The sequence below is a fragment of the Burkholderia sp. WAC0059 genome, assembly GCF_002870125.1.
Classification (GTDB): Bacteria; Pseudomonadota; Gammaproteobacteria; order Burkholderiales; family Burkholderiaceae; genus Paraburkholderia.
In genome coordinates, this window is record NZ_PNEO01000008.1 from 47,269 (window position 1) to 73,760 (window position 26,492).

General features: G+C 61.4%; 30 protein-coding genes. 14 read left to right on the forward strand and 16 right to left on the reverse strand.

The genetic code is table 11. The features are described 5' to 3' along the window. Positions 1–60: 60 nt before the first annotated feature. Both CY652_RS09965 and CY652_RS09970 read right to left on the reverse strand, forming a co-directional pair. Positions 61–2,307, reverse strand: coding sequence for a ParB/RepB/Spo0J family partition protein (locus tag CY652_RS09965; RefSeq protein ID WP_102130545.1), 2,247 nt, complete (start codon positions 2,305–2,307; stop codon positions 61–63). A gap of 127 nt (positions 2,308–2,434) precedes the next feature. Beyond that, positions 2,435–3,268, reverse strand: a complete 834-nt coding sequence (locus tag CY652_RS09970) for a DUF932 domain-containing protein (RefSeq protein ID WP_102130546.1) — start codon at positions 3,266–3,268, stop codon at positions 2,435–2,437. A gap of 637 nt (positions 3,269–3,905) precedes the next feature. Between CY652_RS09970 and CY652_RS09975 the strand changes: the two genes are divergently transcribed. Next, on the forward strand, positions 3,906–4,562 hold the full coding sequence (locus CY652_RS09975; protein WP_102130547.1) for a hypothetical protein: 657 nt from the start codon (positions 3,906–3,908) through the stop codon (positions 4,560–4,562). A 146-nt stretch (positions 4,563–4,708) separates the two neighbouring features. Here the strand turns inward: CY652_RS09975 and CY652_RS09980 are convergent, their stop codons facing one another. From CY652_RS09980 to CY652_RS09990, 4 genes are all read right to left on the reverse strand, one after another. After that, positions 4,709–5,071: a TetR/AcrR family transcriptional regulator C-terminal domain-containing protein gene (locus CY652_RS09980; RefSeq protein WP_180970533.1), complete on the reverse strand. Its 363-nt coding sequence runs from the start codon at positions 5,069–5,071 to the stop codon at positions 4,709–4,711. Positions 5,072–5,221: 150 nt separating this feature from the next. Further along, complete coding sequence (locus tag CY652_RS09985; RefSeq protein ID WP_102130549.1) at positions 5,222–5,617, reverse strand: ATPase; 396 nt, start codon at positions 5,615–5,617, stop codon at positions 5,222–5,224. A 407-nt stretch (positions 5,618–6,024) separates the two neighbouring features. Next, positions 6,025–6,201, reverse strand: a complete 177-nt coding sequence (locus tag CY652_RS24430) for a hypothetical protein (protein ID WP_180970513.1) — start codon at positions 6,199–6,201, stop codon at positions 6,025–6,027. A gap of 112 nt (positions 6,202–6,313) precedes the next feature. Beyond that, positions 6,314–7,255: a transcriptional regulator GcvA gene (locus CY652_RS09990; RefSeq protein ID WP_102130550.1), complete on the reverse strand. Its 942-nt coding sequence runs from the start codon at positions 7,253–7,255 to the stop codon at positions 6,314–6,316. Between the two features lie 103 nt (positions 7,256–7,358). On the opposite strand from CY652_RS09990, the gene sbnA reads away from it, so the two are divergent. From sbnA to CY652_RS23935, 7 genes are all read left to right on the forward strand, one after another. Next, positions 7,359–8,384: a 2,3-diaminopropionate biosynthesis protein SbnA gene (sbnA, locus tag CY652_RS09995; RefSeq protein WP_102130551.1), complete on the forward strand. Its 1,026-nt coding sequence runs from the start codon at positions 7,359–7,361 to the stop codon at positions 8,382–8,384. A 38-nt stretch (positions 8,385–8,422) separates the two neighbouring features. After that, a complete protein-coding gene (gene sbnB / locus CY652_RS10000; protein WP_102130552.1) occupies positions 8,423–9,433 on the forward strand; it encodes a 2,3-diaminopropionate biosynthesis protein SbnB in 1,011 nt (336 codons plus the stop codon). Continuing rightward, the gene (locus CY652_RS10005) at positions 9,427–11,304 is read left to right on the forward strand and encodes an FAD/NAD(P)-binding protein (protein WP_102130553.1); all 1,878 of its coding nucleotides are present in this window, start codon (positions 9,427–9,429) and stop codon (positions 11,302–11,304) included. Before sbnB ends, CY652_RS10005 begins: the two co-directional genes overlap by 7 nt. Beyond that, the gene (gene thrH, locus CY652_RS10010; protein WP_180970515.1) at positions 11,301–11,903 is read left to right on the forward strand and encodes a bifunctional phosphoserine phosphatase/homoserine phosphotransferase ThrH; all 603 of its coding nucleotides are present in this window, start codon (positions 11,301–11,303) and stop codon (positions 11,901–11,903) included. Before CY652_RS10005 ends, thrH begins: the two co-directional genes overlap by 4 nt. A gap of 72 nt (positions 11,904–11,975) precedes the next feature. Next, a complete protein-coding gene (locus tag CY652_RS10015) occupies positions 11,976–13,604 on the forward strand; it encodes a carbamoyltransferase C-terminal domain-containing protein (RefSeq protein ID WP_102130555.1) in 1,629 nt (542 codons plus the stop codon). Positions 13,605–13,691: 87 nt separating this feature from the next. Next, the gene (locus CY652_RS10020) at positions 13,692–14,294 is read left to right on the forward strand and encodes a LysE family translocator (protein WP_102130556.1); all 603 of its coding nucleotides are present in this window, start codon (positions 13,692–13,694) and stop codon (positions 14,292–14,294) included. Between the two features lie 75 nt (positions 14,295–14,369). Further along, entirely contained in the window at positions 14,370–15,551 is a 1,182-nt protein-coding gene (locus tag CY652_RS23935; RefSeq protein ID WP_146010055.1) for an amidohydrolase family protein, read from the forward strand. 81 nt (positions 15,552–15,632) lie between these two features. Here CY652_RS23935 and CY652_RS10030 read toward each other — a convergent pair whose 3' ends face one another. The 3 genes from CY652_RS10030 to CY652_RS10040 all read right to left on the reverse strand — a co-directional run bounded on the left by CY652_RS10030 (position 15,633) and on the right by CY652_RS10040 (position 18,352). Then, positions 15,633–16,364, reverse strand: coding sequence for an alpha/beta fold hydrolase (locus tag CY652_RS10030; protein ID WP_102130558.1), 732 nt, complete (start codon positions 16,362–16,364; stop codon positions 15,633–15,635). Between the two features lie 75 nt (positions 16,365–16,439). Further along, the gene (locus CY652_RS10035; protein ID WP_102130559.1) at positions 16,440–17,309 is read right to left on the reverse strand and encodes a PhzF family phenazine biosynthesis protein; all 870 of its coding nucleotides are present in this window, start codon (positions 17,307–17,309) and stop codon (positions 16,440–16,442) included. Positions 17,310–17,440: 131 nt separating this feature from the next. Next, the gene (locus CY652_RS10040) at positions 17,441–18,352 is read right to left on the reverse strand and encodes a proline dehydrogenase family protein (protein WP_102130701.1); all 912 of its coding nucleotides are present in this window, start codon (positions 18,350–18,352) and stop codon (positions 17,441–17,443) included. Positions 18,353–18,853: 501 nt separating this feature from the next. Here CY652_RS10040 and CY652_RS10045 point away from each other — a divergent pair. From CY652_RS10045 to CY652_RS23940, 3 genes are all read left to right on the forward strand, one after another. Continuing rightward, a complete protein-coding gene (locus tag CY652_RS10045; RefSeq protein WP_102130560.1) occupies positions 18,854–19,513 on the forward strand; it encodes an H-NS histone family protein in 660 nt (219 codons plus the stop codon). 76 nt (positions 19,514–19,589) lie between these two features. Further along, positions 19,590–20,045 carry a hypothetical protein gene (locus tag CY652_RS10050; RefSeq protein WP_258002263.1) on the forward strand — a complete coding sequence of 152 codons (456 nt, stop codon included), beginning with the start codon at positions 19,590–19,592 and terminating at the stop codon, positions 20,043–20,045. 307 nt (positions 20,046–20,352) lie between these two features. After that, a complete protein-coding gene (locus CY652_RS23940) occupies positions 20,353–20,829 on the forward strand; it encodes a hypothetical protein (protein WP_146010056.1) in 477 nt (158 codons plus the stop codon). On the opposite strand, the gene CY652_RS10060 is transcribed toward CY652_RS23940, so the two are convergent. Beyond that, on the reverse strand, positions 20,805–21,041 hold the full coding sequence (locus CY652_RS10060) for a hypothetical protein (RefSeq protein ID WP_102130562.1): 237 nt from the start codon (positions 21,039–21,041) through the stop codon (positions 20,805–20,807). The two genes, CY652_RS23940 and CY652_RS10060, sit on opposite strands and share 25 nt — an antisense overlap. A gap of 119 nt (positions 21,042–21,160) precedes the next feature. Between CY652_RS10060 and CY652_RS10065 the strand changes: the two genes are divergently transcribed. From CY652_RS10065 to bfr, 3 genes are all read left to right on the forward strand, one after another. After that, a complete protein-coding gene (locus tag CY652_RS10065; RefSeq protein ID WP_146010057.1) occupies positions 21,161–21,877 on the forward strand; it encodes a hypothetical protein in 717 nt (238 codons plus the stop codon). A 46-nt stretch (positions 21,878–21,923) separates the two neighbouring features. Continuing rightward, a complete protein-coding gene (locus CY652_RS10070; protein WP_102130564.1) occupies positions 21,924–23,114 on the forward strand; it encodes a phage integrase in 1,191 nt (396 codons plus the stop codon). A 150-nt stretch (positions 23,115–23,264) separates the two neighbouring features. After that, on the forward strand, positions 23,265–23,741 hold the full coding sequence (gene bfr, locus CY652_RS10075; RefSeq protein WP_102130565.1) for a bacterioferritin: 477 nt from the start codon (positions 23,265–23,267) through the stop codon (positions 23,739–23,741). A 112-nt stretch (positions 23,742–23,853) separates the two neighbouring features. Here bfr and CY652_RS10080 read toward each other — a convergent pair whose 3' ends face one another. The 6 genes from CY652_RS10080 to CY652_RS10100 all read right to left on the reverse strand — a co-directional run bounded on the left by CY652_RS10080 (position 23,854) and on the right by CY652_RS10100 (position 26,302). After that, on the reverse strand, positions 23,854–24,165 hold the full coding sequence (locus CY652_RS10080; protein ID WP_102130566.1) for a cupin: 312 nt from the start codon (positions 24,163–24,165) through the stop codon (positions 23,854–23,856). A gap of 33 nt (positions 24,166–24,198) precedes the next feature. Next, a complete protein-coding gene (locus tag CY652_RS10085) occupies positions 24,199–24,678 on the reverse strand; it encodes a hypothetical protein (RefSeq protein WP_146010058.1) in 480 nt (159 codons plus the stop codon). 7 nt (positions 24,679–24,685) lie between these two features. Next, positions 24,686–25,087: a hypothetical protein gene (locus tag CY652_RS10090; protein WP_102130568.1), complete on the reverse strand. Its 402-nt coding sequence runs from the start codon at positions 25,085–25,087 to the stop codon at positions 24,686–24,688. A 170-nt stretch (positions 25,088–25,257) separates the two neighbouring features. After that, positions 25,258–25,632: a DUF6283 family protein gene (locus CY652_RS23945; RefSeq protein WP_146010059.1), complete on the reverse strand. Its 375-nt coding sequence runs from the start codon at positions 25,630–25,632 to the stop codon at positions 25,258–25,260. An 84-nt stretch (positions 25,633–25,716) separates the two neighbouring features. Next, positions 25,717–26,037, reverse strand: a complete 321-nt coding sequence (locus CY652_RS10095; RefSeq protein ID WP_102130569.1) for a type II toxin-antitoxin system RelE/ParE family toxin — start codon at positions 26,035–26,037, stop codon at positions 25,717–25,719. A gap of 4 nt (positions 26,038–26,041) precedes the next feature. Further along, positions 26,042–26,302 carry a ribbon-helix-helix domain-containing protein gene (locus tag CY652_RS10100; RefSeq protein WP_102130570.1) on the reverse strand — a complete coding sequence of 87 codons (261 nt, stop codon included), beginning with the start codon at positions 26,300–26,302 and terminating at the stop codon, positions 26,042–26,044. Positions 26,303–26,492 lie beyond the last annotated feature (190 nt).

A 26,492-nucleotide genomic window follows, 5' to 3' on the forward strand; every position in this document is an offset into this window, starting at 1 on the left:
GACGGCCTGTCGGGCGGGGCCGCCACCTGCCTCGCCCCGTTGCCGGGGCGAGGGTTGGGGTTACGCCGCGAGCGGGCCGGATTGCGCGCTGTTCATGCCATCCGCCGTCGGGAAGGGCCACGGCGTCAACGGGTTGCCGGTCACAGGTGTCGCTGCCGCATCGACTGGCGTGTCGTTGATATGCCCGGAGCCGTTACCGGCATCGGGTTCCGTGTCGGTGTCCCCGTCGTCCGGTGCTTCGGTCGCACCGTTTCCGGTATCCATGCCGTCGCTCTCGTCCTCATCCTCGTCGTCGTGGTTTGCCCACGAGGGCGTGGCCGGGATGTCGCGATCGGTGAGAATTTCCGGGAGCCATGTCACCTTCGCGAGCCGCAGTTCGGCGGCGGCTGCCGCGTCGGCCTTCTTCATCTTGGCGAGGTCGGCAGCGGCTTTGGGCGACACAGCGGCGGAGACCACTTCTCCCATGCGTGCCTTGCTGACATGATCGAAATACGTGGTGCGCGTCGGCGTCCAGTACCGGGCCATGTCGAGGTTCAGCACGCCCGCGAGCGCGTTGATCGCATGCGGCTTTTCCTCGCCCGCGATGCCGTCGAGCAGGGTGCCCGTGCAGAATGCGAGCAGGTCGAGTAGCGTCGTACCGGGGTCCTGCTCGGTCAGCCACGGCAGCAGGTCGGCCCGCTTCGTCGGCAATGTGGCGATCCAGCGTGCGCGTTGCGTCTCGATGGCGTTCCACGCGGAGCTGGCAGGCAGATCGTCGGCGGCGCGCAGCAGAGTGTCATGGTTGTTCTCGCCGGACAGGGCCAGATACTGGCGGGAGGACATATGCCCGTAGTGCTCGGGCAGCGCCTTCGGGATCAGGGAGTGCAGCACGGCGGCGAGGGCGACGGCGGGCTGCGCGACCAGTTCCGCATGGATGGCGGCGGTGCGGTGCGCGGTGAGGCGCTGGCAGAGCTTCGCGCTGTGAACTGGCTTGACCTTCGGGGCTTTGGCGGACCGCGTGTCCGGGCTTTCGGCTTCGGGTGTCCCGGCGACGGTTGCACCTGCTGCTTCCAGTGCCGCACTGTTCTCGCGCCGCACGAGGCCGCGTTCGATAACCAGTTCACCCTGCTGGCCGACGATCACGAATGCCCCGGCTTCGGCCATCTGCTGCGCTGGCCACATGACCGCCCGGCTTTCCAGTTGCTCGATTGCCGAGTTGATGCGCGCCATCTCTGCATTGATCTGTTCCGCTTCCTCATAAGCGTTCTCGTCGTCTTCCGACAGCGCTTCGAGCTTGTCGTAAAGCTCGTTATGCTGTGCGGTGAGTGCCTCATCCTCACGCTGCTCTTCATCCGTATACGGTCGGATGACAGGCCGCAGCCTGCCATAGCGGTTCAGTTCCAGCATGTCGCGTTCGACGCGGGTTTCCGTCCAGCCCCATCCTTCGGCGCGCACTTCTTCGGCGGCGGCGTCGAGCTTCTGCGCGACGAGACGTTGCAGCAGTTCGGCGTCCCCGATGTACCCCGCGTTCTGGTCGTCGCTGAACAGATCACGGCGCACATACCCGCCTGCTGTCTCGTAGGTATCGAGGCCGACGAAACGCACGAGGCGGCTGCGGCTCGCGTCGATTTCCGTCCGCGTGATGGCCTGCCGCAGGTAGTTGGGCTGGCGTTGCCACTCGTTCGCTTCCGACCAGATCAGTTCCTGCGTGTCGTGGTCGTCTGCGAGGGCGAGGGCAGCAAGCTGGTCGAGCGTGATCGTGTCCTCCCGCAGCAGCGCGAGCAGTTTCGGCGACACGTTGGCGAGCTTCATGCGCCGTTTGACCGTGAGCGGCGAAGCGGAGAACAGCGTGGCGATGTAGTCGACGCTGCGCCCTTCTTCAGCCAGCATCCGGTAGGAGCGCAGCACGTCGAACGGGTCGAGTCCTTCGCGCTCGCTGTTCTCGATCAGCGAAATGGCGAGGGCTTCGCCTTCGCTGACGATGCGTACCGGCACGGCGTAATCAGCGGTGATGTGCTTCTGCTCGAACAGCAGGTCGAGTGCAGCCTCGCGGCGCTGCCCCGCGCAGACACCGTACTTGCGCTGCTTGCCGCGTGCCGCCTTCATTTCGTGGACGACAAGGTTTTGCAGCAGGCCCTTGGCGCGGATATTGGCGGCAAGGGCAGGAATGCCCGACAGCGGTTTCGTGCGTGCATTGAGGGGGGAACGCCGCAGGCTGGAATACGGCACGGTCACGATGGGCTGCTCGTTGCCGAAGCTGGTTTCGAGCACCGATGCGGTTTCGGGCGCGCTGGCGACGGGGGTGGTTTCGACTTCATGGGCTTGCATGGTTGACTCCAGACAGTTAAGGGAAAGATTCCGGGTCAGCGTGCTGCGACAACCCGTCAGGACTTGACCCGGATAGGAGTCCTGACAGAATCGAATAAGAGGGCGGCGGAAGCGCCGCCCTGCAAGGTCAGGATTTCAATTGGCGCATCGCCTCGGCGAGCATCCACAAGGACCGGTTGAGCTTGATGTTCTGGTCGATGCCAGTAATCGGGCGGGTGGACATGGCGCGACCATTGCGCGAGCGTCCTTGCAGGCCGCCTTTCGTGAGGTTTTCCTGCGCTCTTTGGAACACGGTCCAGAGGTCGTCCCGGCGGTCCTCGAAGCGACGCGGGACGAGCAACTGGCTTTCGGTGATCGGTGCGGGGGCTTCGGCGTTGGTCGGGTCGTAGCGCAGCGCGAGGGCGGAGCGCGCGAACGCGTGCTGTTCGTCGCGATCGAGCGTGAGGGCTTTCATGCCTTCCTTCTGTTCGCGGATCAGGTCGAAGCCGTCGAGCACGTCGAACGCGCCATTGATGACGTTCTGGACGATGTTGCCCTTGTGGGGGACGCGGATATCACGGACGCTATCGCCTGCGACCATGCCGTTCTGGCAGACAAATCTCAGCACGCCTGCGATCATCTGGTAGCTGCTTGTGCCATCGTGTGAATTCAGCATCACGATTTCGTTGGCTTCGTCGCCGTTGATCTGATCGGCATGGCGAAAGCGCAGCATGTGTTTCGTGTACTCGCGCTTGCCCTGATCGCGCACGCGCGTCTGGCAGACCATGAACGGCTGAAACCCTTCGTTGCGCAGGCCGCGCAGGACGTCGATGGTGGGAATGTAGGTGTAGCGGTCCGAGCGGCTTTCGTGCTTGCCATCGGCGAAGATGGACGGCGCGACATGGCGGATCTGGTCGTCCGACAGCGGTGAGTCGGAACGAAGCATCGGGGAGCCGTAACGGAAAGAGGAAGCGAGTTGCATGGTGTTCTCCACAGCAAAAACGTTGAGGGGTGTTGCGCTGAACGGGGCGGAGGGTTTCGCCTTCCCGAAGGCGGTGGGGGACCCTCCCGGTGGAACCCGGGGTTTGGCAGTGCTGCCGCCGGTCGCCTGGGTTCCTGCCCGTGCGGCCAAAGGAGCCGATGCCGGCCCGGCGTCAAGGAAAAAGGCGAGGGAGGGGTGCGGGCAACACGGTCCCTCGCCCCTTGACGCCGGGCCGGCATCGGCTACGGTCGCGGGTTCGGGCAGGAACTCAGGGGACTGGCGGCTGCGAAGCGCCGGGTTTGACCGGGATGGGCCGCTGCGCGGCGATCGTGGAGGCCGCCTGTGCGGCCTCCACCTGGACAGGTCTTTCAGGGGTTGAGGGGTTGTGTCAGGGATTGACGCCCGTGAGGGCCGAGACGCGGTACGCGGCTCGGTGCGGAAGCACGAAAGCCCGGCCCGGAACGTGAGTGGAGGGAGACACCCGGACGCTCCTGGAGGGCATCGTTTTTTCTGGTCGCCGGCCGGCAATGGTGTGGCGTGGCCGGATGTCTGCCGGGTACGCCTGCCTGCCGGTGAGGCGCGGGTCTTGTCTGGCGAGGCCGTTATACTTTCGGATCAGGAACTTGGAGGACGAGGTATGGCGCTTCAGTGGATCGGCTACCTGAAACAGAGCGGCTGGATGGACCTGCTGAAGATCGGCGGCGTGGCGGGGTTCGTCAGCTCGGTCGTCACACTCGGCTGGAATGCGGTGCGCGATGGCAGGATGCGCCGACGGGAATCAAGGCATACGGCGTTGACGATGGCCATTGCACTCGAGTGCTACGCGCGCGAGGCCATGATGATGATGCATCGCGTTGACTGGGCCAGGAAGGAAGCAGGACGTATGCAGCATTCCGATCCGCTCAGAGGGATTGGCCTGCCCGATTTTGAGTTTCCGGAGGCGGTCGGCTGGACGTGGCTGAGGCACAAGGTGGCCGCGCAACTGCGCGAGTTCCCGGCCCGGCTCCATACGGCTCGCCAGTCGCTGTTGCAGGAATGGGAGTGTGCCGAACCCCCTGAGTACGGCGATGCCGTCGCGTTCGAGTGTGCGGGGGCAGCAAAACGGGCACTTGAGCTGGCCAGCCTTGTACGTACGCAACACGGCGTTGCGCCACGGAATCCGGATGCCCGGGATGTCGGGCTTGAGGCGGATCTGACCGGATTCCTCGCTGGCGAAGCGACAAGGCGTGAGACGTTGCGCGCGCAACAGCACCAGGTGGTTGCAGAGAGGGCAGGGAGGCTCCAGGCAGATTGAGTATCCCGCGATCGGCTGTGAGGGGCACCGTCCTGTCGCCCTGTGCCGCGTCCTGCAGACCGGTGCCCGCGCGACGTACACCCTTCTGCCACAATGAAAATTGCCGGTTCACGCTGGCAACGGCCGCAGACCGTCTTCTCTCGCGTTCAGCAATATCCGCCGCGCAGCAGGGCGAGCATGGCCAGCGAAGCGTGCGGTGCCTGGGTCGTGATGTCCGCTTCAGAGGGCTGGCGCAGTTCGGGCAGCCCCTCGTCATGGAGGGCCGCCTTCAGCAGTCCCGCGAATGAGCGGGCTGCGTCGTGACCGTCGCGCATTGCCCATTTTTCCTGTTTCGCCCAGCGCTTGAGAGAGCCGGCGAAACGCGCATTGTGCGGGCTGGCGGTCTGTTCCAGATAGCGTCGACCCAGTGCCGGGAAGTGCTGGGCGTTGCGCGTGACCACGCGATAAAGCGCGAGCTGGTCTGCGGTCAGGATAAGGCGCAGATAGTCCGCGCCGGCGCAGCGCGTCAGCGGGCGTACTGACGTACCTCATGACTGTGGGTTGCCAGGTCGGATGCGGCCTGCAGATGTGCCGTTGCATCGTCAGGGAGTCCGCCGGTCAGGCGAAGCAGATAAAGCGCCGCCCGGCTGGGCGGCGCATGGATTGGTTGCGATGCGCAATCAATCCTTCGTCGGCGCAATCATCGACTGTAGGTGTTCGATTACACCGGGTTCGACGAATACGCAGGGTTGGTTTTCTTCAGGGGCGATGTTGAACACCCTGGCGAACACCTCGCGTTTCAGATGGGCCAGCCGGCCCGTCCGGTACACCTGCTCGGGTTTCATGCGATCAGCGCTTGTGGGTGAGCCACTGCGTTGCGGATCGCATTCGATGAGTGCGACGTAGCCTTCGTCGGCCAGCTTCTGGTGCTCGGGGCAGAGCCCCCAGCCCGTCGTTGTATGCCGTTTCAGGCTTGCGCGCAGTCGCCGGTCCAGCAGGATGCTGCCGGTATCGAAGGTTGTGCCGCACACTACGCAGATATGTTGTTCCATTGAGACATGCGATTTCTCGTCCATGACGATCTCCGGTTGCTCGGGCGGAATTGCCCGAAACCGTCGTCAGCACGGCGCAGCGCAAGCTGTCAGGGGGCGAAGCCGGCCGAGGCCGCAAGCGCCGCAGGCGCGCAGCCCTTGATAGCGAGCACGCCGTGATACTCTGAAGGGACCAGCAAGACCGCCCCCCCGATGTCGCTTGCGGACCACCGCTGTTGGCAAGTGCGCAGCACGCGCAGGCCCGTCAGGGCCGGAGATGCAGAAACTATTTTCCTGAATCCAGTGCGCGACTCAGGAAGGTGCGCCGCCCGGCTGGGCGGCACATGGGTTGATTGCGGGATGCAATCAACCTTTCGTTGGCGCAATCACTGACTGAAGCAGTTCGATGATGTCGGGTTCGATGAATACACAGAGTTGGGCTTCTTCAAGTGCTACTCTGAAATCTTGGCGAACGCTTCTCGTTTCAGGTTTGCCACCCAGCCTATCCGGTGTGCCTGCTCGGGCTTCACGTGCCCGGCATCTGCAGGTGAGCTGTTGCGTTGCGGATCGCATTCGATGAGGACTACATAGTTTTTATCAAGAAGGTCGCGATGGTCGTCGGCGCCCACAAACTCGTGCGTATCCTCAATGCCATGCCGCAGTCAGGCCAGCCCTGGAGCCAGGTTACTCATGCAGTTTCTGACTTACGACCAGATACAGTTGCTTGTTGGTAAAGGGCAACTAGCCGGCCGTGCGTGCGGGTCGGGCGACGGATGCCATATCGTCGGAGGTCGTGAAGGCCGGCAGGATTCTCGCTTCGGCCAGGATCCATGCCCGGAATGCCACGGCATCCGGCCTTTCGGATACCGTGCGCGGATAGACGAGCCAGTAGCTATAGTCGTTCGGGACTGCGATATCAAAGGGCTGCACGAGGCGTCCAGCCTGCAGGTCGTTGGCCGCCAGGGTAAGCCTGCCCAGGGCGATTCCCTGGCCATCCAGGGCGGCTTGCAGGACAAGCGAGGCGTCGTCAAATTTCAGCCCCGAGTCGAGATCCGCGCCGTCAACCCCGGCATGCTCGAGCCATACCCGCCAGGCGGCTTTCGGAGCATCGTGCAGAAGACGGACACCGAGCAGATCGGACGGATGTCTCAGAGCATGGTCGCCCTGGGCGAGTGCTGGGCTGCAGAGCGGGCTGAGCATTTCCCGTGCAATCAGGTCCGATTTGAGCCCGTGCCAGCGTCCCAGCCCGGACCGGATGCCCATATCGAAGTTATCGCTCGATCCATCCCATAGCGACGCTGAACTGGTCAGCCGCAAATCGATTTCCGGGTGAAGGGTCTGGAAGCGTCCCAGTCTCGGCACCAGCCAGCGCGAGGCGAACGACGGGAGAGCGGTGATCCGGAGTGGACCGTCTGTACGCCGGCGTACACGTGCGGTGGCTCCCGACATAAGGTCCAGCGCGCTGCCGAGGTCGCGCACATAGGCCTGTGCCTGCGCGGTCAGTTTCAGGGCATGACCTTTCCGTTCGAATAGCTGAATACCGAGCCACTGCTCCAGTTGACGGACCTGGTGGCTGATGGCTGCCTGTGTCACGCATAGCTCTTCAGCAGCGTGAGTGAAGCTCAGATGACGTGCAGCTGCTTCGAAGGCTCGCAGCGCACCGAGAGGAGGAAGGCGGCGCATGGCTCGATTATCTCAACTTATCGAGTCCATGAGAACACTTTGCATTGCACCACGATGGAATTCGATTTAATAACCACGAGGAAAGGGAGCGTTTATATCCAGCATGAATTTCAATTCAAGCAATTGGAATTTGGAGGTTTACGTGGCTGCTATTTCGAATATTCTGAACGATCACAATTTTGTAAAAATTGAGCACTTCGGATTTGATGCGCTGTTCATGAAGCTGGAGGCATTTAACGCGGCAGGATCAATCAAGATGAAAACCGCGCTCGGGATGATCGAGGATCTCGAGGCTCGGGGTCGCATCGGGCAGCGGACTATGCTCATTGAATCGTCCTCGGGCAGTCTGGGCGTGGCATTGAGCATCATCTGCGCGGAGCGCGGCTACCGGTTCACCTGCGTCGTGGACCCGAATGCCTCACCGAGTAATGTCAAGGTCATGAAAGCGCTGGGAACGGAAGTGGTCACCGTTGACCAGCGTGATGCCAATGGCGGATTTCTCGGTACCCGAATTGCATATATTCACGATGCGGTGTCACAGGATTGTAATTACCTGTGGCTGAATCAATATGCCAATCCCCAGAATCCCCGCGCGCATTATCGCGCGACTGCCCGTGCGATCGCGGAGAGTTTTGAAGCCATCGATTATCTGTTTGTTGGAGCGGGGACGACCGGCACGCTGATGGGCTGTGTGCAGTATTTCGCTCAGTACCGGCCCGACACCCGGATTATTGCCGTGGATGCGGTCGGATCGGTGACCTTTGGAGGCAGCCCGGGTCCGCGGCACATTCCCGGGCTGGGGACCAGTCGCCGCCCCGAGATCTTTTCCCCGGAGGGCATTCACGCGTTTGAAATGGTGCCCGAGGTCGACACGATCGCAATGTGCCGGTTCCTGGCCCGCTCGAACGGCATTCTCGCCGGCGGATCCACCGGCACGGTACTCGCGGGCGTGAAGGCCTGGCAGGAGCGTATTCCCGCCGACGCAGTCATTGTCCTGATCTCGCCGGATCTGGGTGAACGGTATCTCGATACGGTCTACGACGACGACTGGGTGATAGGCCGCTTCGGCGCCATTCCCCAGTGGCCGCTACCGCTCGACCTGGGCGCTGCCAGTCAGGTGGCGGCGTGAGTTCCTCCAGGCAAACCTTACATTGAGGCGGGGTCATCATGTTCGACTTCAAGGTCATTCCGGGAACTGCGGTGAAGTCGGTGCTGGCGGAGCGGGCCGCATCGGCGATCGCCGACGTGCAGGCAGCCTACCTGGCGCATCACGATCATCTGACGGTCAATCCGGACAGCTACTTCCTGCGATTTCCGGATGCACCACGTGATCGCATCATCGCGCTGCCGGCATCGATCGGCGGGGATATCCGGGTCGCCGGGATCAAGTGGATTGCGAGCTTTCCGCAGAATGTGGACAGGGGGCTGCCGCGGGCTTCTGCCGTACTGCTGCTGAACGATCCGGCAACGGGATACCCCTTTGCCTGCCTGGAGGGCGCGCTGATCAGCGCAGCGCGCACGGCGGCGTCTGCCGTGCTGGGCGCGTACTGGCTCAATGGTCGTCGGCGCGCGGCCAGCACCATCGCTTTCGTCGGGGCCGGCGTGATTGCGCGCAACATCGTGGAGATGTTTGTGGCCGATGGCTGGGAGTTCGGCGAAGCTCTCGTCCACGATACTGACGCGACGTCGGCAGCGGCGCTGTGGGCGCACGCGCAGTCCCGCTTCGGGACTGCGAAGGTTGTTATTGCGGATGGGCTGGATGCGGCCCTGGCAGCGGATCTGGTCGTGTTTGCGACGAACGCGTCATCGCCCTATGTACGGCCAGTGCATGGCTTTCTGCCACGCCAGACGATCCTCAACATTTCGCTTCGAGACCTCGCTCCGGAAGCGATTCTCTCGGCCTTCAATCTATTCGATGATGTCGATCATTGCCTGAAGGCAGACACGTCCCCCCATCTCGCGGAAAAGCTGTGCGGTGACCGCCATTTCGTGGGCGGAACGCTTGCCGGACTGATCCGTGGCGAGATTGTGCGCGACGAGACCCGCCCGGCAGTATTTTCGCCGTTTGGGATGGGAATTCTCGATCTCGCGCTGGGCCGTCGTGTGTACGACGAGGCCTGTGCGCGCGGTCTTGCCGTTGACGTTCCGGGCTTTTTTGGGGAGACCTCGCGATGGTAACCGGGGCTGCTTTTGATCAGAGGATGCCGCGGCTGAACGTGGGCATTGTCGGTCTCGGATCGCGCGGCCTGAGCGTGCTGGAGCGCCTGGTCACGCTGTCCCGTCATCTGCACGGGCACGAGGTCCGGGTCTGCATTTTCGAGCCTGGCGAGCCGGGCACTGGCGCTCACGGGCCAGCCCAGCCGGATTATCTGCTGCTCAATACGATTGCTGGTCAGCTCAGCATGTTTCCCGATCGCGCCGCAATCAACGCGGTCGAGGAGCGGACAGGTCCGAACCTCTACGAATGGTGTCGCGAACGGGGCATCGAGATCGGTGTGGACGGGCTGCCCTGCAAGGGCGGCGGCCGTCCGGTCGAGCCGACCGATTTTCTGCCACGGCGCATCCTCGGCGAGTATCTGGGCTGGTTTTACGGGGTCGTGGCGAGGAATCTACCGCCGAACCTGAAGCTGGTCTTCTATCGTCAGAAGGTGGTGAGTCTCGTGCGTGACGTTGTGCGCGCGCGCTTTGTGCTACGTACCTCGACCGGTGTGACCGAGGAGATGGATCGGGTATTCCTGACCGTCGGTCATGCCGGATGTCCCCGGAATGATGCGGCGGGCACACGGAAGATCGCCAGTCCTTATCCGATGCCGGCTGTCCTCGATGGCATTACGCCGTACGAGAAGGTTGGGGTCGAAGGTCTCGGGCTTGCGGCCATGGACGTCGTCGCAGCGCTTACCTGGGGGCGGGGCGGGAGATTTGAGCGAACCGGGCATCACGTCCGCTACCACCCTTCGGGCCGTGAACCGCATGTTGTCCTCTTCTCGAGAAGCGGTCTGCCGTTCCGGGTGCGGCCTGTGTCGGCGGCCGGCACGCGCCGGCATCAGCCGATATTTCTCAATCTGGAAACAGTGTCTGCGCTTCGCGCCCGGGTACTCGGTGGCCAGCTCGACTTTGAGCGGGACCTGCTTCCGCTGATGCGTGACGAGATGCGGGCGGCGTTTTACATCGCTTGCGCGAGGCGGGAGGGCGAGCAACAGGCGCATGCCGTCGCCGCTGAACTGGCCGGGGCGTTTCCACTCGGTGCGGCTGGGGACGTGTTTGCCGCACTTGCGGCGTGCTATGGCGCGTTCGAGCCGAACGATTATCTGATCGCGGAAGTTCCCGGGTCACTGGACGGAGCGGACTATGCCCGGTGGGTTCGCGGGTACATCGAGGCGGATCTCGCGGAGGGACGGCTCGGCGTGCCGGCGAGTCCGGTGAAGGTCGCGCTGGAAGTATGGCGGGATTTGCGTGATGTGCTTCGCGCTGCCGTCGACCATTCGGGTCTCACGCCCGTATCGAGGCGGGTCTTTTACCGTCAGTATGCGGCGCTCATCAACCGTCTGGTGGCGGGGCCGCAGAAAGAGCGCCATGAGGATCTGCTGGCGCTGATGGATGCGGGGATTGTGGAGATCGCGCCGGCCGGCGGCCAGTGCGTGTGGCGCGAGGCGGCTGGCCGCTTCGAGCTGGCATCCGACCGGCCGGACTGGACGCCGGTCTGGCTGGACTGGCTTGTCGTTGCACGCGTTGGCGGAAGCGGCCTGGATGGCCCGGACCGGGAACCTCTCGCTTCAATGGCCGGGGCGGGGCTGCTGCAGGCGGTTGACCGTGCAGCCGGGCTGTACGGCGTCGCGATCGACACATGCGGTCATCCGGTGGATGCCAGTGGCGTACCCGTGCCAGGTATCTGGGTTTTGGGGCCGGCCGTTGAAGGCGCGACCTACTACAACCACTATGTGCCATCCGGCGGAGCCTATTCACGCGCACTGTCGGACGCTCACCTGGCGGTATCGGAATGTCTCGGCCTGGATATCAAGCAGGTCACTGTATGCGGAGAAGCAGCATGAACTTCATTTGTCTTGATGTGGAGGGGGTGCTGCTGCCGGAGATTTGGATCCGCATTGCCTCGGTGACGGACATTGCGGGTCTGTCGCTGACGACGCGTGACGAACCGGATTTCAATGCCCTGATGCTGCGCCGGTGTGAGTTGCTGCGCCAGCACGATGTGTCATACACGGACATCCTGCGCATCGTGCGCGAGGTCGAGCCGCTGCCCGGTGCAGTGGCGTTTCTCTCGGAAGTTCGAAGAAGGTGGCCTTGCGCACTTATTTCGGATTCCTTCTATGAATTTCTTCTGCCGCTGGCGCCGAAACTCGGTTTGCCCACAGTCTTCTGTCACAACCTGATCATCGGAGACGATGGGCGGCTGACAGGATGGCGTCCGCGTCTGGTTGACCAGAAGCCCCAGGTGGTCAGGTCGCTGCAGGCGCTGGGTTTCACGGTGATTGCCGCCGGCGATTCGTACAACGACCTCGGCATGCTCCGTCAGGCCGAGCATGGATTCCTGGTGAACGCACCACCCGCCATACGGGAGGCGGCCGGAATCGGGACTTGCTGTGCGGGGCTGGAGGAACTGCTTGACGAAATCCAAAAAGTGGCGCGCTGAGGCTTCTGCCTTCCGACCAGGCGGGACTCTGGCGCGACGAAACCTGTTACCTGTAGAAGAGGAATATCGAACATGCTGATTCTTTCATTCAAGGGCGGTCACGATGGCACGCTCGCAGCGATCGACAACGGCAAGCTCCTGTTTTCGCTGGAAGCGGAGAAGGACTCGTTTCCACGATATGACCGCATCACGCCGGAGCTCGTGACGCTGGCTGCAAAACGGCTCGACCGGATACCGGACGCGATTGCGATCAGCGGCTGGGTGAAGGGTTTTCACTCTGTCGAGCGGCAGACCGAGGCCGGTTACTACGGATGGGAAGAGTCGGGCATTCGGCACCGGAGTCAGAACTTCATGGGCAAGGAGGTCAAGGTGTTTTCCTCGACCCATGAGCGTTCCCACATCCTCGGCGCATACGGGATGTCGCCATACCCGCAGGGGCAGCCGGTGTACTGCCTCGTATGGGAAGGCAACATCGGCGACTTCTACGAGATCGACAGCAACGTTGTCGTTCATCATGTCGGCCGGGTGCTGACGGATCCGGGCAACAAGTATTCGTCGCTGTTCATGATCGGCGATCCGGGCTTTCCGCCCATCAAGGGCCACTTCCGGTACGAGGATGCCGGGAAGCTGATGGCACTGGCCGCCTATTCCGACAGGGCGCCGGCAACGGAAGACGAGCAGAAGCTGATCGACACGATTCTCGGCTCGGACGGATTGCTGCTGGGGCGTCCGAAGGAGTCGTACGACTGGACGCCGTTCTACGACATTGGCGTGGCATCGACGGAATTCAAGAACCTGGCGGGCAAGTTCAGTGACGCACTGTTCGAGCGGTTTCATGCCTTTGCCCGGCAGCACCTGACAAAAGGATATCCGCTGCTGATTGCGGGCGGTTGCGGGCTGAACTGCGACTGGAATACGAACTGGGAGGACTCGGGGCTGTTCGAGAGCGTATTCATTCCGCCGTGTCCGAACGATTCGGGTTCCGCCATCGGGACGGGAATCGACGCGCAGCATTTCCTCAGCGGCAACGCGAAGATCGAATGGAGCGTCTATGCCGGCGACGAATTCCAGGACGATGTCGAGGGTGTGCCGGACGGTTTCTCCGTCCATCCGCTCGACATCGATACGGTTGCGCAGTTCCTCGAGGCTGGCAACGTGATTGCCTGGGTCCAGGGGCGCTACGAAATCGGCCCGCGGGCGCTGGGGCACCGGTCGATTCTCGCTGCGCCGTTCAGTGCGGATACGACCACGCGCCTGAACCGGATCAAGAATCGCGAAGGATATCGTCCGATCGCGCCGTTGTGCCTGGAGGAAGACGCGAGCGCGCTGTTTGGCCGTGAGCGTCCGTCTCCCTACATGCTGCATTTTAGCCGCGTCCGCGACGCGTCGCTGAAGGCGATTACCCATGTGGACGGGAGCGCACGCGTGCAGACCGTGTCGCGTGGATCGACGCCGGCGCTGTACGACCTCCTCAGTGCCTTTAAACAGCGGACGGGCTATGGCGTGCTCTGCAACACATCCCTGAACTTCAATGGACGGGGATTCATCAACCGGACGAGCGACCTTGCAGAGTATTGCCGGGATCGGGAACTGGATGGGTTCGTGGTGGGCAACCGGTTCTATCTCGGACAGGGCCGTGCGTCCGGCAAGCCGGAGAGCGCGCCACATGATGCGAAGGCGGGCAGTACGATCGCGGTGTAGGTCGGGCTGGAGGGGATCGGGTACCACGGCGCATGAGCGCTGCGGTACCCGACGCATGTTCAAACAGGTCTGAGAGCAGGGGAAACAATGATATCGCTTGAAGTGTGGTTGCTCATTCTGGGCTTTTCGATACCGATGATTATCAGCCCGGGCCCGGGCAACACCATACTCGCGACCGCAGGTGGAAAATTCGGTGTGCGCGGCACGCTGCCGTTCCTTGCCGGGTTCGAGGCAGCCAATCTGGTCTGGTGCTTCGTGTATGGCTTCGGGCTGAGCCGTGTGCTGATCGAATATCCGCATCTGCGCATGATTCTCAAGTGGGCCGGCATCCTTTACACGCTGTACCTTGCCTATGGTTTCTTCAAGTCTTCATCGCTGGGTGCGCAGCAGGACATCAAGAAGCTGAACGCTGTGGACGGTTTCATGTCGGTGTCGCTGAATCCGAAGATTCATACGATGATCTTTGTGCTGTTCTCCCAGTTCCTGACGACGATCGTGCCGCTTTATGTGCAGGTCGTGCAGATATCCATCGTCTTCACGATCCTGTGCGTGCTGTGCCACCTGCCGTGGATTTACGGAGGTCAACTGATCTTCGAGCGAGTCAAGAGTGCTCAGTCGATGAAGATACAGGGCTATGTGTTCGGGGTGTGCATGGTGCTCGTGGCTGTGTTTCTTGCCATTTCAGAGTAGTGATCCAGGCATGACGGCACGCGGTCATGCTCAGTCGTACTGCACGGACGGGTGTCGGATGGTGGGGAGGCGATTGTGGAATCCAGAAGCTTGCATCAGGCGTGGGTTATCCAGAATACCCTCTACTACGATTCGTCGAGGGGGTGTCTGGTGGCCGGCGACATCGAGATTGAAGGCGGCCGGATCGCCCGTATTGCACCGCCGCGCCGCTCGCGCCTGAAAGACCGTTTTGATGGGGAGCCATTCGTCTGCTTGCCGGGACGGGTCGGCACGGCGTTGACGCGGCGGCAGACGGGAGGCGGGTATGCGGCGGCGGAAGATCATCCCTGGCCTCTTCCGGTCGATGACGGTATGTCAGGTATTTCCGGGTCGGCCACCGAGGCCCGCGAACTTTTCAGGGTGCTGGTCTCCGCTGTCTTGCGCGGATATACGACGCTTTGCGTGTTTGCGGCCGATGTACCGTCCACTACGCACCTTGCCCAGGCGGCTGGATTGCGGGTGGCATTGCACATGACGTGCTCGGACCGGTGGTTAGGCGAAGGAAGCGGGCCGGTCCAGCAGCCGTGGGATATCTTTCAGCGCAGTTACTCGCATCATCTCGACGGACGGGAGAGCGATACGCTGCGTCTGGGCCTCGGAATTGGTTCACAGCTATGCGTTTCCCCGACATTGACGGTCAGATTGCACCGGCTCGCGCGCGAAAGCGGCCGTCGTCTCCTTGTCCGGGTTGATGATGGCCGCCCGTATTTCCGCAACTTCCAGGATGCGTACGCATGCAGCGGAATTCAGCTGCTCGACAATCTCGGTGTGCTCGACGTCTTTACTACCCTTGTGCTTGATCGACTCCCTGGCGGCACGGATGGCCGCATAGTCGGGCGTAGCGGTGCAAGTGTGATTGTCGACGGACATATTGACGGAACGGTCAGCCACATGGCGTGCTGGCACAGCGGCGCTGACCAGGACGAAACTCTGTCGAACGTTGCGCAGGAGACGGTCGACGGACTGGCATGGAATCGGGCTCAGGCCATTGGCCTGGATGGCGTAGGAAGAATTGAGGCTAATGCTTGCGCTGACATCCGCTTTCACGCCCGCGGATCTATTGCTGACCGTACACGAACGGCGGGTGGCGGGTTTTCAAGGGTGCTCGGGGACCTACCCATACACGTACTGGTCAACGGGTGCTGGGCAGTAAAAGCACGGCGGTGTCGTAATATTGTCCCTCGTAATTTCGGCATACAGGCGGTCGCTACTACCTGAAAACATCTTTCTGGTGGGCGCAGTCAGGTGTTGTCTTCGCGCTCTACGACGATCCTGCGCGGAACCTGATGCCCCGCGGATCTATTCGACCAGGCATCGCCTGATCGCCGCCGAAAAGGTGGCGGGATCGTCGAGCATCATCAGATGGCCGCTGCCGGCGAGCATCTGATGTCCTGCACATTTTTCCCATGCCCGGCGGGGTACGTTCCAGCTTTTGTGGGAGCGCTCGCCTGAAAGCAGGTACACCGGATGCCGGTTGAAGACCTGTTCGAGCAGCCCCGGGTAGTCGGCGCTGCCCGTTATCGTGACAACCGACTGCCCCATTGCGCGAAGCGTGGACGCTGGCTGGTGAGCCAGCCAGCGGGCGGCGATACCCTCCAGATGCGGTGCGGGTTCGGTAACGGCGCCATTTATCCACGCTGACGGATCCGAGCGGAACCCGTTCAGCATGGCGGCGGCTTCGCCCGGACTCATCCGTCCTACCGAGGCCGACCAGAACGCATCGTCCAATGTGAAGTTTCCTTCGACATTGACGACCCTGCGGACGTACTCGGGGTATGTGTGGGCGAACAGCATGGCGATCGCACCACCAACGGAATGGCCGACCAGGTCGACGGGCTTGCTCCCGAAGTGAGAGTCAACAAACCGGCGGAGATGCTCGACCTGACCGGATAGCGTTATGGTGTCAAACGGAGCGGCCTGGTGCTCGCCGTAACCGAGCAGGTCGGGCATGGCGTGTGGAAACGCGTAGTCGGCAATGTCGAGTGTGCCGATGAAGCCATGAATGAAGACGACGGGAGTGGGATTGCGCATGCTGGTCAGGCCGGCACCGGTTCGGTGGTGAGGCCGGTGATGTGGACGGGGTTCGGTGCTCGGTTCGAACTCATTTCACGCCAGGGTTCGGACCGTGCCGGAAATCCGGATGCTTGCCCCGGCGTCGGGAGAGATTTCAGCATGCAGGCGGCTGGGCATACCCATCTCTACGCCCTGGATGATGTCGATGGCACCTTGATGCGGCCATCGGATATCCCTGAGGTAGCCAGCCAGGGCCGCGGCTGCGGCACCGGTCGCGGGATCCTCGTATACGCCTCCTGCGGCGAAGGGATTGCGGGCATGAAACAGGCGTGAGTCGGCGGCGTGTACGAGTGCAATGGTGGCGAAGCCGTGTGCGAGCATCAATGTCCGGCCGTGTGCCAGGTCGTAGTGCATGCTGGACAGACGGCTACGCTTCGCGAGCGCCAGAATGAGGTGCCTGGCTCCGCCCTCGGCGACGGCGGGCGGCAGTCGCGGATCGAGATCGTCCAGGGTGTAGCCGAAAAGCGCCAGGCTCTGCTGCACGAGGTCGGCCGGAGCGGGCTCGCTGCGCGTCGGCGGCGACTGAAGGGTGGCGGTCAGTCTTGAGCCTGACCGATATCCCTCGACCGTGATCCGGGCCTCGTTGAGATGCAGTTGGAACAGCCCGTCGCCCTGACGTAGCGCGAGGGCCGCGCCCAGGGCAATGGTTGCGTGCCCGCAGAAGGGCACCTCGATTTCCGGTGCGAAGTAGCGTACCCGCCAGCCTTCATCGACAGGCGAGGCAAACGCGGTCTCGGAATAGTCGACCTCTGCGGCAATCGACTGCATCGCCGTGGCATCTGGCAATACCGCGCAGATGACGACGCCCGCGGGATTGCCCCCGGTATCGCCTTCGGAAAATGCGGCCAGCCGCTCGACGACCCATGTGGGTGCCGGTACAGCGGCGTCTTCCTTGTCGGGCATATGCAGGTTTCCATGGATAGGGGATCAGGCGATCATACTGTGCGATCCGCACGTTTTCTACCTTCAGGCACGCCGGTGTGCCTGTCTGGCCCGGACAGCCGACCCGCAGGCAGCGGACCGGCATGGCCAGACTATGCCCGGCTCAGGGTGGCCTTGATCACATGGCCCGCGATGCGCGGATTTTCCTTGATGCGGCGAATACTGTAACCGTACCAGTCCTCGCCATAGGGCACATAGATGCAGACCCTGAATCCCATGCTGAGTAACTTGTTCCGCAAGGGCTCGCACACGCCGAGGAGCATCTGGAATTCGAAGCGGGTGCGGTCTACCTCATCGTGATGTACCAGGGCGACAATCGCATCGATTAATGCAGCATCATGCGTCGCGATACTGACGAAGGCATTTGCCCTGAAACAGCGCGATACGTAACGAATGAATGGCGCGTTGATTCTGCTGCGATCTTCACACGCCCCCTCTATGAGATGCGACGGATGTTCCGCGTAAATGCCCTTGCAGATGCGTAGCGTGTGCTTTGCGTTCAACAGGGAGACGATGTCCCGGTCGCTGCGTTTCAGATAGGCCTGCAAGGCAAGGCCGACGTTTGCACGGGTAGCGGCTACCCTGACGAAAAGGTCGATTTCCTTCTGTGTGCAGTCTGCATCTTCCATGTCGATGCAGACGAAGATGCCCTGGGCCGCAGCGGTGTCCACGATCTGTTCGACGAGGCGCTCGCATGTGTCCGGGGCGATCAGCAATCCGAGTGCGGACGGCTTGATCGAGATCCCGGCCTCGAGGCCTTGTGTCTGGATCACATCGATCACACGCAGATATTCTGCCGCCGTCGCTTCGGCTTCACTGGACGACGAAACGGTTTCTCCCAGCACATCAAGCGTGGCGGTGAAACCCTGGGCATTGAGGTTACGGACGCGCTCGACGGCATCGGCCAGCGAGTCGCCGGCAATGTAGCGGCGTGAGATTTTGCGGATCAGCGCGCGGGGGATAAACGGGATGGCGTGCGCCGCCATCGTATTGAAGATACGCATATTGTCCATCCATGACGAAGTACCGTTCGCCCGGTGCCTGTCGTCAGGCGCAGGGGCGAAACAAAACTGCCCGCCTTGAATATTTCACGGGGGGGCATGTCGGTTCGCACGGATCGCCGGCTGTGCGGCGGCCCGTGCAGAACGCGTTCAGTACATCGTCAGGGGAGGCCAGGCTGCTGCGTACATGCTGCGAAACCGGGAGATTTGCCATGCTGCCTGATGGCGGCAGAGCATTCATGGATGTTACGGGAGCCTATAGATGATACACGCGGTTGGCGCGAACATTTACGCAGGGAATGCTTTTGTGTCTGGACAGATGAGTGACGGGGATATCTCGATTCAGGATCCGGTGAGATCGGCAAATATCCGGAAGAGTGCAGATATCGATGCTGAGTGGCAGGCGCATGAACGGAACGCAGGCCAGACAAACCGGCCGCGACAGATGGAAATTCGGGGCAATCATGGCATAGTGTCGTTGCAAGTTAACTCATAGAGGTCATCATGCCGACACTCGAAGCCATCCACATGAAAATCAAGAAACTGCAGGCTCAGGCAGAGGCAATTGCCATTCGGGAAGCCACTCATGCACTTGACCGTATTCGCGATATCGTCGAAAAACATGGTCTGAGTATTGCGGATATCGAAGCGCACCTCAATGGCCGAAAGGGCCGGGTGAAGTCGGTAAAGGGCACGGGGAACAAGAGCGTGAAAGTCAATGGCTCCAAGGGCAAGTTGCCACCGAAGTATCGTGATCCGAAAACGGGTGCGACATGGAGTGGCCGTGCCCGTCCGCCGGCATGGATCGCCAACGTCAGGGATCGCAGCAAATTCCTGATTGCCGATGTGGCAGAGGATGCTGTTGTGGCAGCCCAATCGAAATCGGCAGGCAGGAAGCCGGTAGCCAAAACGGTGAAGGCCCGCAAGACGGTCGCTGCGAAGAAGGTCGCTGCGAAGAAGGCTACCGTAAAGAAGACCGCCGCCAGGAAAACGTCTGGCGCAAAGACTGCAGTGAAGGGCGCTTCAGCCAGGAAAGTGGCGGCCAAAACGGCGGCGTCGGGCAAGACGATCACTGCACCGGGCAAGCGGACGGTTGCCGTTAAAAAGGCATCGGTAAAGGCCGCCGAGGTGCCGAAAGCGGAAATTGCAGAGGCAACGGCGTGAAGGGCAAGGTAAGCGTATTGAATAGCGGTGCCGGTTGACTGGTACATGCAACGGAAATCAGACGGGATTTTGAACCATGACACTGGAATCCCGTGTGAGACCTGTCGTGAATGATCTGGATCGGGTCGCCGAGTTTTGCGCGAGCGTGCGCGGGATATTCATACGGGTTCTGGCAGTCAGCAAGATAGGTGACGTCTCGGGAACCTGTCTGTGGGCATCGATTCTGCTGCAGCAGTCGCTGGAGAAATTCGGGGAGTGCGAGGCGGTTGTTCGCGGGGGAGAGGGGTATCTTGATGGAGGTGCCATTGACCCTTCGGGTGTCTGGCATGGGCATTACTGGGTTGAGGGCGTGTCCAGCGGCGGTGCGGCGTTCGTCGTGGACATTGCCGCAGATCAGTTTGGCTGGCCGCCTGTCGTCGTCATGTCCATTGAGCGGGCTCGCGAGCGCTATCGCCCCGGTGAAGATCGTCGGACCCAGGAGACGGTTGACGATGAACTCGGGATGATGAAAGAACGTTTTGCCGTGAGTTGAGCGAGGTGGAAATCGTATGGCTCATGGAGAGAAAGCGACAGTGAATCCCTCCAAACAGGTCGAGGCGCCTGCACCGCACTGACTTTCCTGCCCGCGGTGTCTCGACCGGGACCCCCGGGATATTCCGGACTGCAGCCTCGATTGGGCGGCGCCTGTTCCCATGTACGTCTGATACCCGGCAATGAGCGGGGCGTGATGCGTGGCGGGCGGTGATCGTGACGAGGAAGAAAGGACTTGAATGAGCAGGCGACTCGATTTATAAGTTAAGGAATACATATCATATTGCCGGGGGAATGGAGGAAAGAAAATGGATACCGGCGATCAGCGTTATTACATTCACCTGCGGCGGGCTTGGTATGGCGATGCGACCTTGCGCGAGGTGCCTTATCTGGATGAAGTCAATTTCGGTCTGCGACGTCGTGCCGAAGCGGGAACCCTGGGCGAAATGGCAGTCCGCTGGTTCCAGCTTGACCGGGTCATCGCACCCAGGCTGGAGGTGTTCGATGATGCCTGGCAAGTACTCTCGACATTCAGCGATGTGCTCGCCCAGCCGGGCCAGGTGCGTATCGGTGCGCACCGAAGTCTTACGCCCGAAGGTTTTTGCGCGGTATTGCAGAACTGTGGCTTTGCGGATCTGACGCCGCTCGAGCCCGGGCATGCACAGCGGCGAAAGCGTGAGCGTGCGCATCCCGACGGCATGCCATGGCGCCAGGCCGGCCTGGGCGTTACGGAGGAGCATGATCCATCCCGGGGCGGATATCAGCGTTGCGGCCGTGAGCTGTAGTCGAATTCCTTCTCCAGGCAGCGCTTGCGCAGCAGTTCGAGATTGACGAGGCTGTACTTGCCGATCGACACGGTCGGAATGTAACCCCGGTTGACAAAGCCGATGACGACCCCGATCGGCAGGCCAACCAGCTCGGCGAATCGTTCGCGGGTGACGAGCGGCGAGGCGTAGGCCGGCGACGGCACGGCAGTGAGACTGGAAGACTGGTCCATAATACTCTCCAGAGTACATCAGTCCCCCATAGGTTATTTGTCCTTTAAAAGTACAAATGTCTTGTTTGGGATGTTATACTGGAGATATCGCAATCGTGTCAACAACCATGGAAGACCGCGTGATTCTGCTGCTGCGCGAGCAGGCGGGGGATCGCGCTCCCGGCGGGCAGCCGGAATCGGATGGCACGCCAGTACTGGGCGGGCATGGGTTCTGGGAGCGGCTTGCCGAGCGCACGGGGGTGCTGTCGCGTCGCTGGCGCAAGGTATACGCGCGTGAGCAGAAGGTGACGTCGGACATGCTCCAGGCGCTGGCGAGACTGTTCCCGTCTTACGCGTTCTGGCTGGCGACGGGCATCACCGATGCCGTCAATGGCCATGTGGCGCCGATGACCGCGCAGACGTTTCCCGAGCGGCTGTACCAGGGGTCGGCGGCTTCTGAAGAATATTTCCGGGTTTCGTTGGCCCTGGAGACGCAGCTTGCAGCGGAGGGTCATGTCAACGGTGAGGATGATCGGGAGAGGCTGTACGCGGTTGAGCGTACCCGGCCGCTGGCACATTGGCATGAGAGTCCGCTGGCGGACGCTGCTTACCGGATGGCGGGCACGTCGGACTACGAACAGCTCCAGGCATTGTGGCATCAGCGTGAGGCGGAGCGTATCGTGCGATGCCGTCACATTCGGGGAAAGGACCGGCCGTCTGTAGGCCGGCGGGAGAGCAAGGGCGAAACAGGTGGATCGCCGGTGCTCGGCAAGGATGCTCGATCGGCTCACCAGGATCCGTGGGATCTCTTTTACGTGCAGGCGATACGGAAAGCAGGGGGCGGGACCGGCCAGTGAATGATGACACGCTGCGCTGATCCGGTCATGTTGAAGAGGACATGAGATGACGATCAAGCAGGTGCTGTCAGGGTGGCAGGTCGACATTCAGCCGGGTGGCCGCGGGGCCCGGCGGCTGAAAAAGACTTTTCCGACGAAGGCTGAAGCCGAGGGCTGGAAGCGTTATGTCCTCGGGAAAGTTCAGGAGGCACCCGAATGGATGCCGGCACGCAAGGATCCGCGACGGCTGTCGGAACTGGTCGAGCTGTGGTTTGTCCTGCATGGGTCAGGCTTGAATGCAGGCGAGGATACGAAAAGCCGGTTGCTCCAGATATGCAGGGCGTTGGGGGATCCAAGGGCTGATCTCTTCACGACAGACATGTTTGCGGAGTATCGCTCGAAGCGGCTGGCCGAAGGGATCACCCAGAACAACATGAATCGTGAGCACGCTTACATGAGGGCGATGTTCAACGAACTGAAGCGCCTCAAGAAATGGAAGCTTGGCAATCCACTCAGTGAATTGCGCGCCTTCAAGATTCAGGATACCGAATTAAGCTATCTGACGCTTGAGCAGATCCGGATCTTGCTGGAAGAACTTCAGAAAAGCAAGAATGTGCATGTCATGCTGATCTCGAAAGTTTGTCTTGCGACAGGCGCCCGATGGGGCGAAGCTGAGAGGTTGCGCATGTCCCAGGTACGCTCGGGGGTGATCCAGTTCGTCAAGACAAAATCGAGCAAGGCGCGTGGTGTGCCGGTTACCCGTGAACTGGAGAGGATGTTGCGGGCACACCGTAAGAGCCATGGCGAGGGTGATCGCATTTTTGGGTCGGCGTGGTCGGCGTTCCGCGAGGCAGTGGAGCGTGCGAAGATCGTACTGCCGAAGGGTCAGCTGACGCACGTGCTGCGGCATACCTTTGCGAGCCATTTCATGATGAACGGCGGCAATATCCTTTCCCTGCAGCGCGCGCTGGGTCACCACAGCCTCGCGATGACGATGCGCTATGCACACCTGTCGCCGGAGCACCTGGCCGAGACACGACATCTCAATCCCCTTGCCAGGCTTGATGCCAATGCGGAAGAGCGGCGGTCGCGACAAGGCAGGACGCGAAGGCTGGAGCGAGGTCGCCGTACACCAGCGGCGTTCGCAGAGCGACTGGCGGCGAGCCGGGAGGTTCGCACTGGGCGGGCGCGGCTGCCGCTGCGCGCGGTCATGCCGGGGATCGCATTCGGCCCTGCGAATCTGCCAGCTCGTACATAGCACCTCGTCGATTCCCGGAGTCGGGTGCGGGGTTGGCACGCAGAAAAGAGAACCGTTACCGTTTTCATTCCGGACGTGGCCATGGGCATGTCCTATGCTTGGATTCAATCAGGCCGCCGGGGTCTGTGTTTTCCATGCTCGGGAGCGTTGATGCGGGGCGATCCGAAAGTCATTGAATACCTGAATGCACAACTGAAAAACGAGTTGACCGCCATCAACCAGTATTTCCTGCATGCGCGCATGTACAAGCACTGGGGCCTGGATGAGTTTGGCAAACACGAATACGACGAGTCGATTGGCGAAATGCGGCATGCAGACCGGCTCATCCAGCGAGTTTTCATGCTGGACGGACTGCCGAATCTTCAGGACCTGCACAAGCTGCTGATTGGCGAGACGACCCAGGAGATCCTGGGATGTGATCTGAAGCTCGAGCAGATTTCTCAGGCCACCTGCAAGGAGGCCATCGCTTACTGCGAATCCGTGAGTGATTTCGTATCCAGGGAGATCTTTGTGAAGATCCTGGACGACACCGAGGAACATATCGACTGGCTGGAAACGCAGATCAGCCTGGTCGACAAGGTCGGTATCCAGAACTATCAGCAGTCGGGAATGGATTCTCCCGACTGACGGGGACGCCGACCTGCATTCGTCTCATGGCGGGCAGTCTCAGTGGCAGGATGGACACTGTCGGTTGCCTGCCGGTTCATCGGCAGGGGACAAGGGCCGATGTAGATTGTTTTCAGACGCTTCCTTCCCGTTCGATGACCAGAATACGGGCCTGTCCTTTCGGGTGAGCTACATGCTCGCAGCCGATACCTGCAAAGAAAATGTCGCCGGCATGCAGGACCGTGATGTGTTCGATGCCCGACTCGCGGTAGTGCATGTCGACGATGCCGTCGAGCACGGCAAAGACTTCCTCGCCGTCATTGACATGCCACCTGTACGGCTGGTCGGTCCAGTGCAGGCGGACAGTTGTTCCGTTCATGCTGGCGATATCCAGTGCGCCCCAGGGACGCTCTGCCGTGAATTCGCGGCTTCGGATTATCTTCATCGATCTTTCTCCTGGTATGTGCCGGCCCTGGATTCATCCGCCCGGCGCCGGGATATTGGCATCGGCTTGGGGGATGGGCGACGGCTCGTTGCCTGTCGCATAGCGCAATACGGTTGCACGTGCTGCGTCGTGAGCGTGAGTCGGCACGGACGCGAGTTGCCGGTCGTGGACGGCAAGGATCAGCATCAGATCATGGATGTCTGCTTCGGGAAGCAGCCATACGCCGTCATCTGCCGCCCGCCGGGTGCAGCGGTACAGGGCCGCCTCGGCATTCCGGAATGTCTCGATGCCACAGCAGTCCTTCACGCGATCGCGCAGGAGATACGTCAGGAAAACCGCCCGGAACAGGAATGAAACCTGGGTGCTTGCACCATAGCCATGCCGGAGCGTCTCGAGCGCCAGGTGGTTCTGCAGTGATGCGGTCTGCGCTACCGCGGCCGGTAGGGGGAGCAGCATGGCGCGCGTGAGCGGCCGGCGGCTCGATGGACTTGCCTTGGTGGACGGGCGGGCCATGTATTTATCAAGCCGGCATGGCCGGTAGTGGCGAAGGACTGTCGCCGTCGATGAAGCGCATCAGTTCATCTTCGGCACTGACAATGGCGTGTGCGGGAGCCGCGGAGAGCTGCTGGTCATGCAGCGTCAGAAGGCACTCGAAACTCGGGTAACCTTCGTTGTCGAGCAACCATGTACCCTTTTCGGCGCCACGCCGGTTGGCCAGTTCCATGTACTGCTCCGCCTCGTGGAATTGCGCGAGCGGCAGGTCGCCGTACCCGGCGCGCTGCAGAAACCACGTGATGTACATCAGGCTTGCCAGCTCGACCAGGTGTTGAGGCTGGCCGAAGCCCCTGCGAACGGTTTCAAGACACGCATGGAATTTCAGCGAGCGGTTGCGCACGGCTGCGGCAGGGAGCGGCAGCAACATGGCCCGGGTCAGGCGCGGTTTGCGATGGACGGAGCGGGATGGACGGGACATACGGCAAAGCAGCTTGCGGCGGCTGTGATACGTGATGGACACAGCCGTGATTCTACGATACGGCCTACTTTGCTGGAGGGAGATGGCATCGGATCAACTCGCGCGCATAGGTTGCGAACTTACTTAAGTGAAGCCCGCAGCTTGGCCAGCACTTCGCCGTATGTCTGATGAAGCTCTGGGCCGTCCGCGGGCGCCTCAAGCGCCCGACGATTGAGGCGTCCCTCCATGATGGCGATACGCACCCGCGGGTGTGCGTGACCGACCATGGAGAGCCAGCCGGCGCAGGGAATTTCGTGTCCTTCTGGCGATTGGTGACAGGCAAACCAGGAGGCGCTGAAAGACGGTCCCATGCCGCGTTCGTCGGGGCAGGTTGCCGCAAGACTTTCCGCTTTTTCGAGGCTGAAGTTCGGAATATCCCGGGCGTCCTGATCCCGTCGCCACGGGCAGGACGGGCACGGAACAGTCGGAGCCTTGATTTTTCGGGGCGCATCCACAGCATGGCTCCTTCAGAAGAGATGGAAGGATTCAGGTAGGTGGTGGTAGTACGGAGAGCAGCAGGTCGATGGCGGGCAAAGCAATCAAAGGCCGAAGTCATCCCGGAAACGATCGATCTGATGCATCCGCTCGTGCAGGATTGTCACAATACCAATGTCGCCTTTCGAGAGCCGGCGCCAGTAGACGAAGTGCCGCTCATACCGGAAGAAGTAGCCTTCGATGCCGAATTCGGCGGGGATGGGCTTCGATGGTATTTTGTGGTTCTCGATCCCGTCGAAGGCTTCGAACATGCCGGTGATATAGCGTTCAGCCTGCTGCTCCCCCCAACGATCACGAGTGTAACGGTAGATCTCGTCGATTCGGTAGGACGCGGCCTCCTGGACCCGGACATGCACTCTGGACATGCTGTCAGGTCCGATTGCGTGCAATCACCTCGGCCGCCGTCAACGGCTTGTACGAGGACTCGGGCGCCGCATAGGCATGCGTCAGTTCCGCTTTCAGCCTGTCAAGCGCTTCCTGTTCGACGCGTTCCATGTCGCGGCGGATCAGATCCCGCATGTACTCACTGACGTTTTCATAGGAGCCATGCTCACCCACGTTTGCCGCGACGAAGTCGCTGAGGGTTCCACTGAGGCGGACCGTCATGGTGGTAGTGGTTGTCCGGGGCATGGCATGCTCCTGATGTGATTGGCGTATTCAATATAATCAAAAATGAATACAAAGACAAGCCGTTTGCCACGCAGCATTGCGCTGTAATTACTGCCTAGGACAGGCCGGAGCCTCTTCCGGCATAGATGTAAAGATTGGGAGGGCGCTTGGCGACGCCGTTGAGCCACCCGACGCTGGCTCGACGAGACTC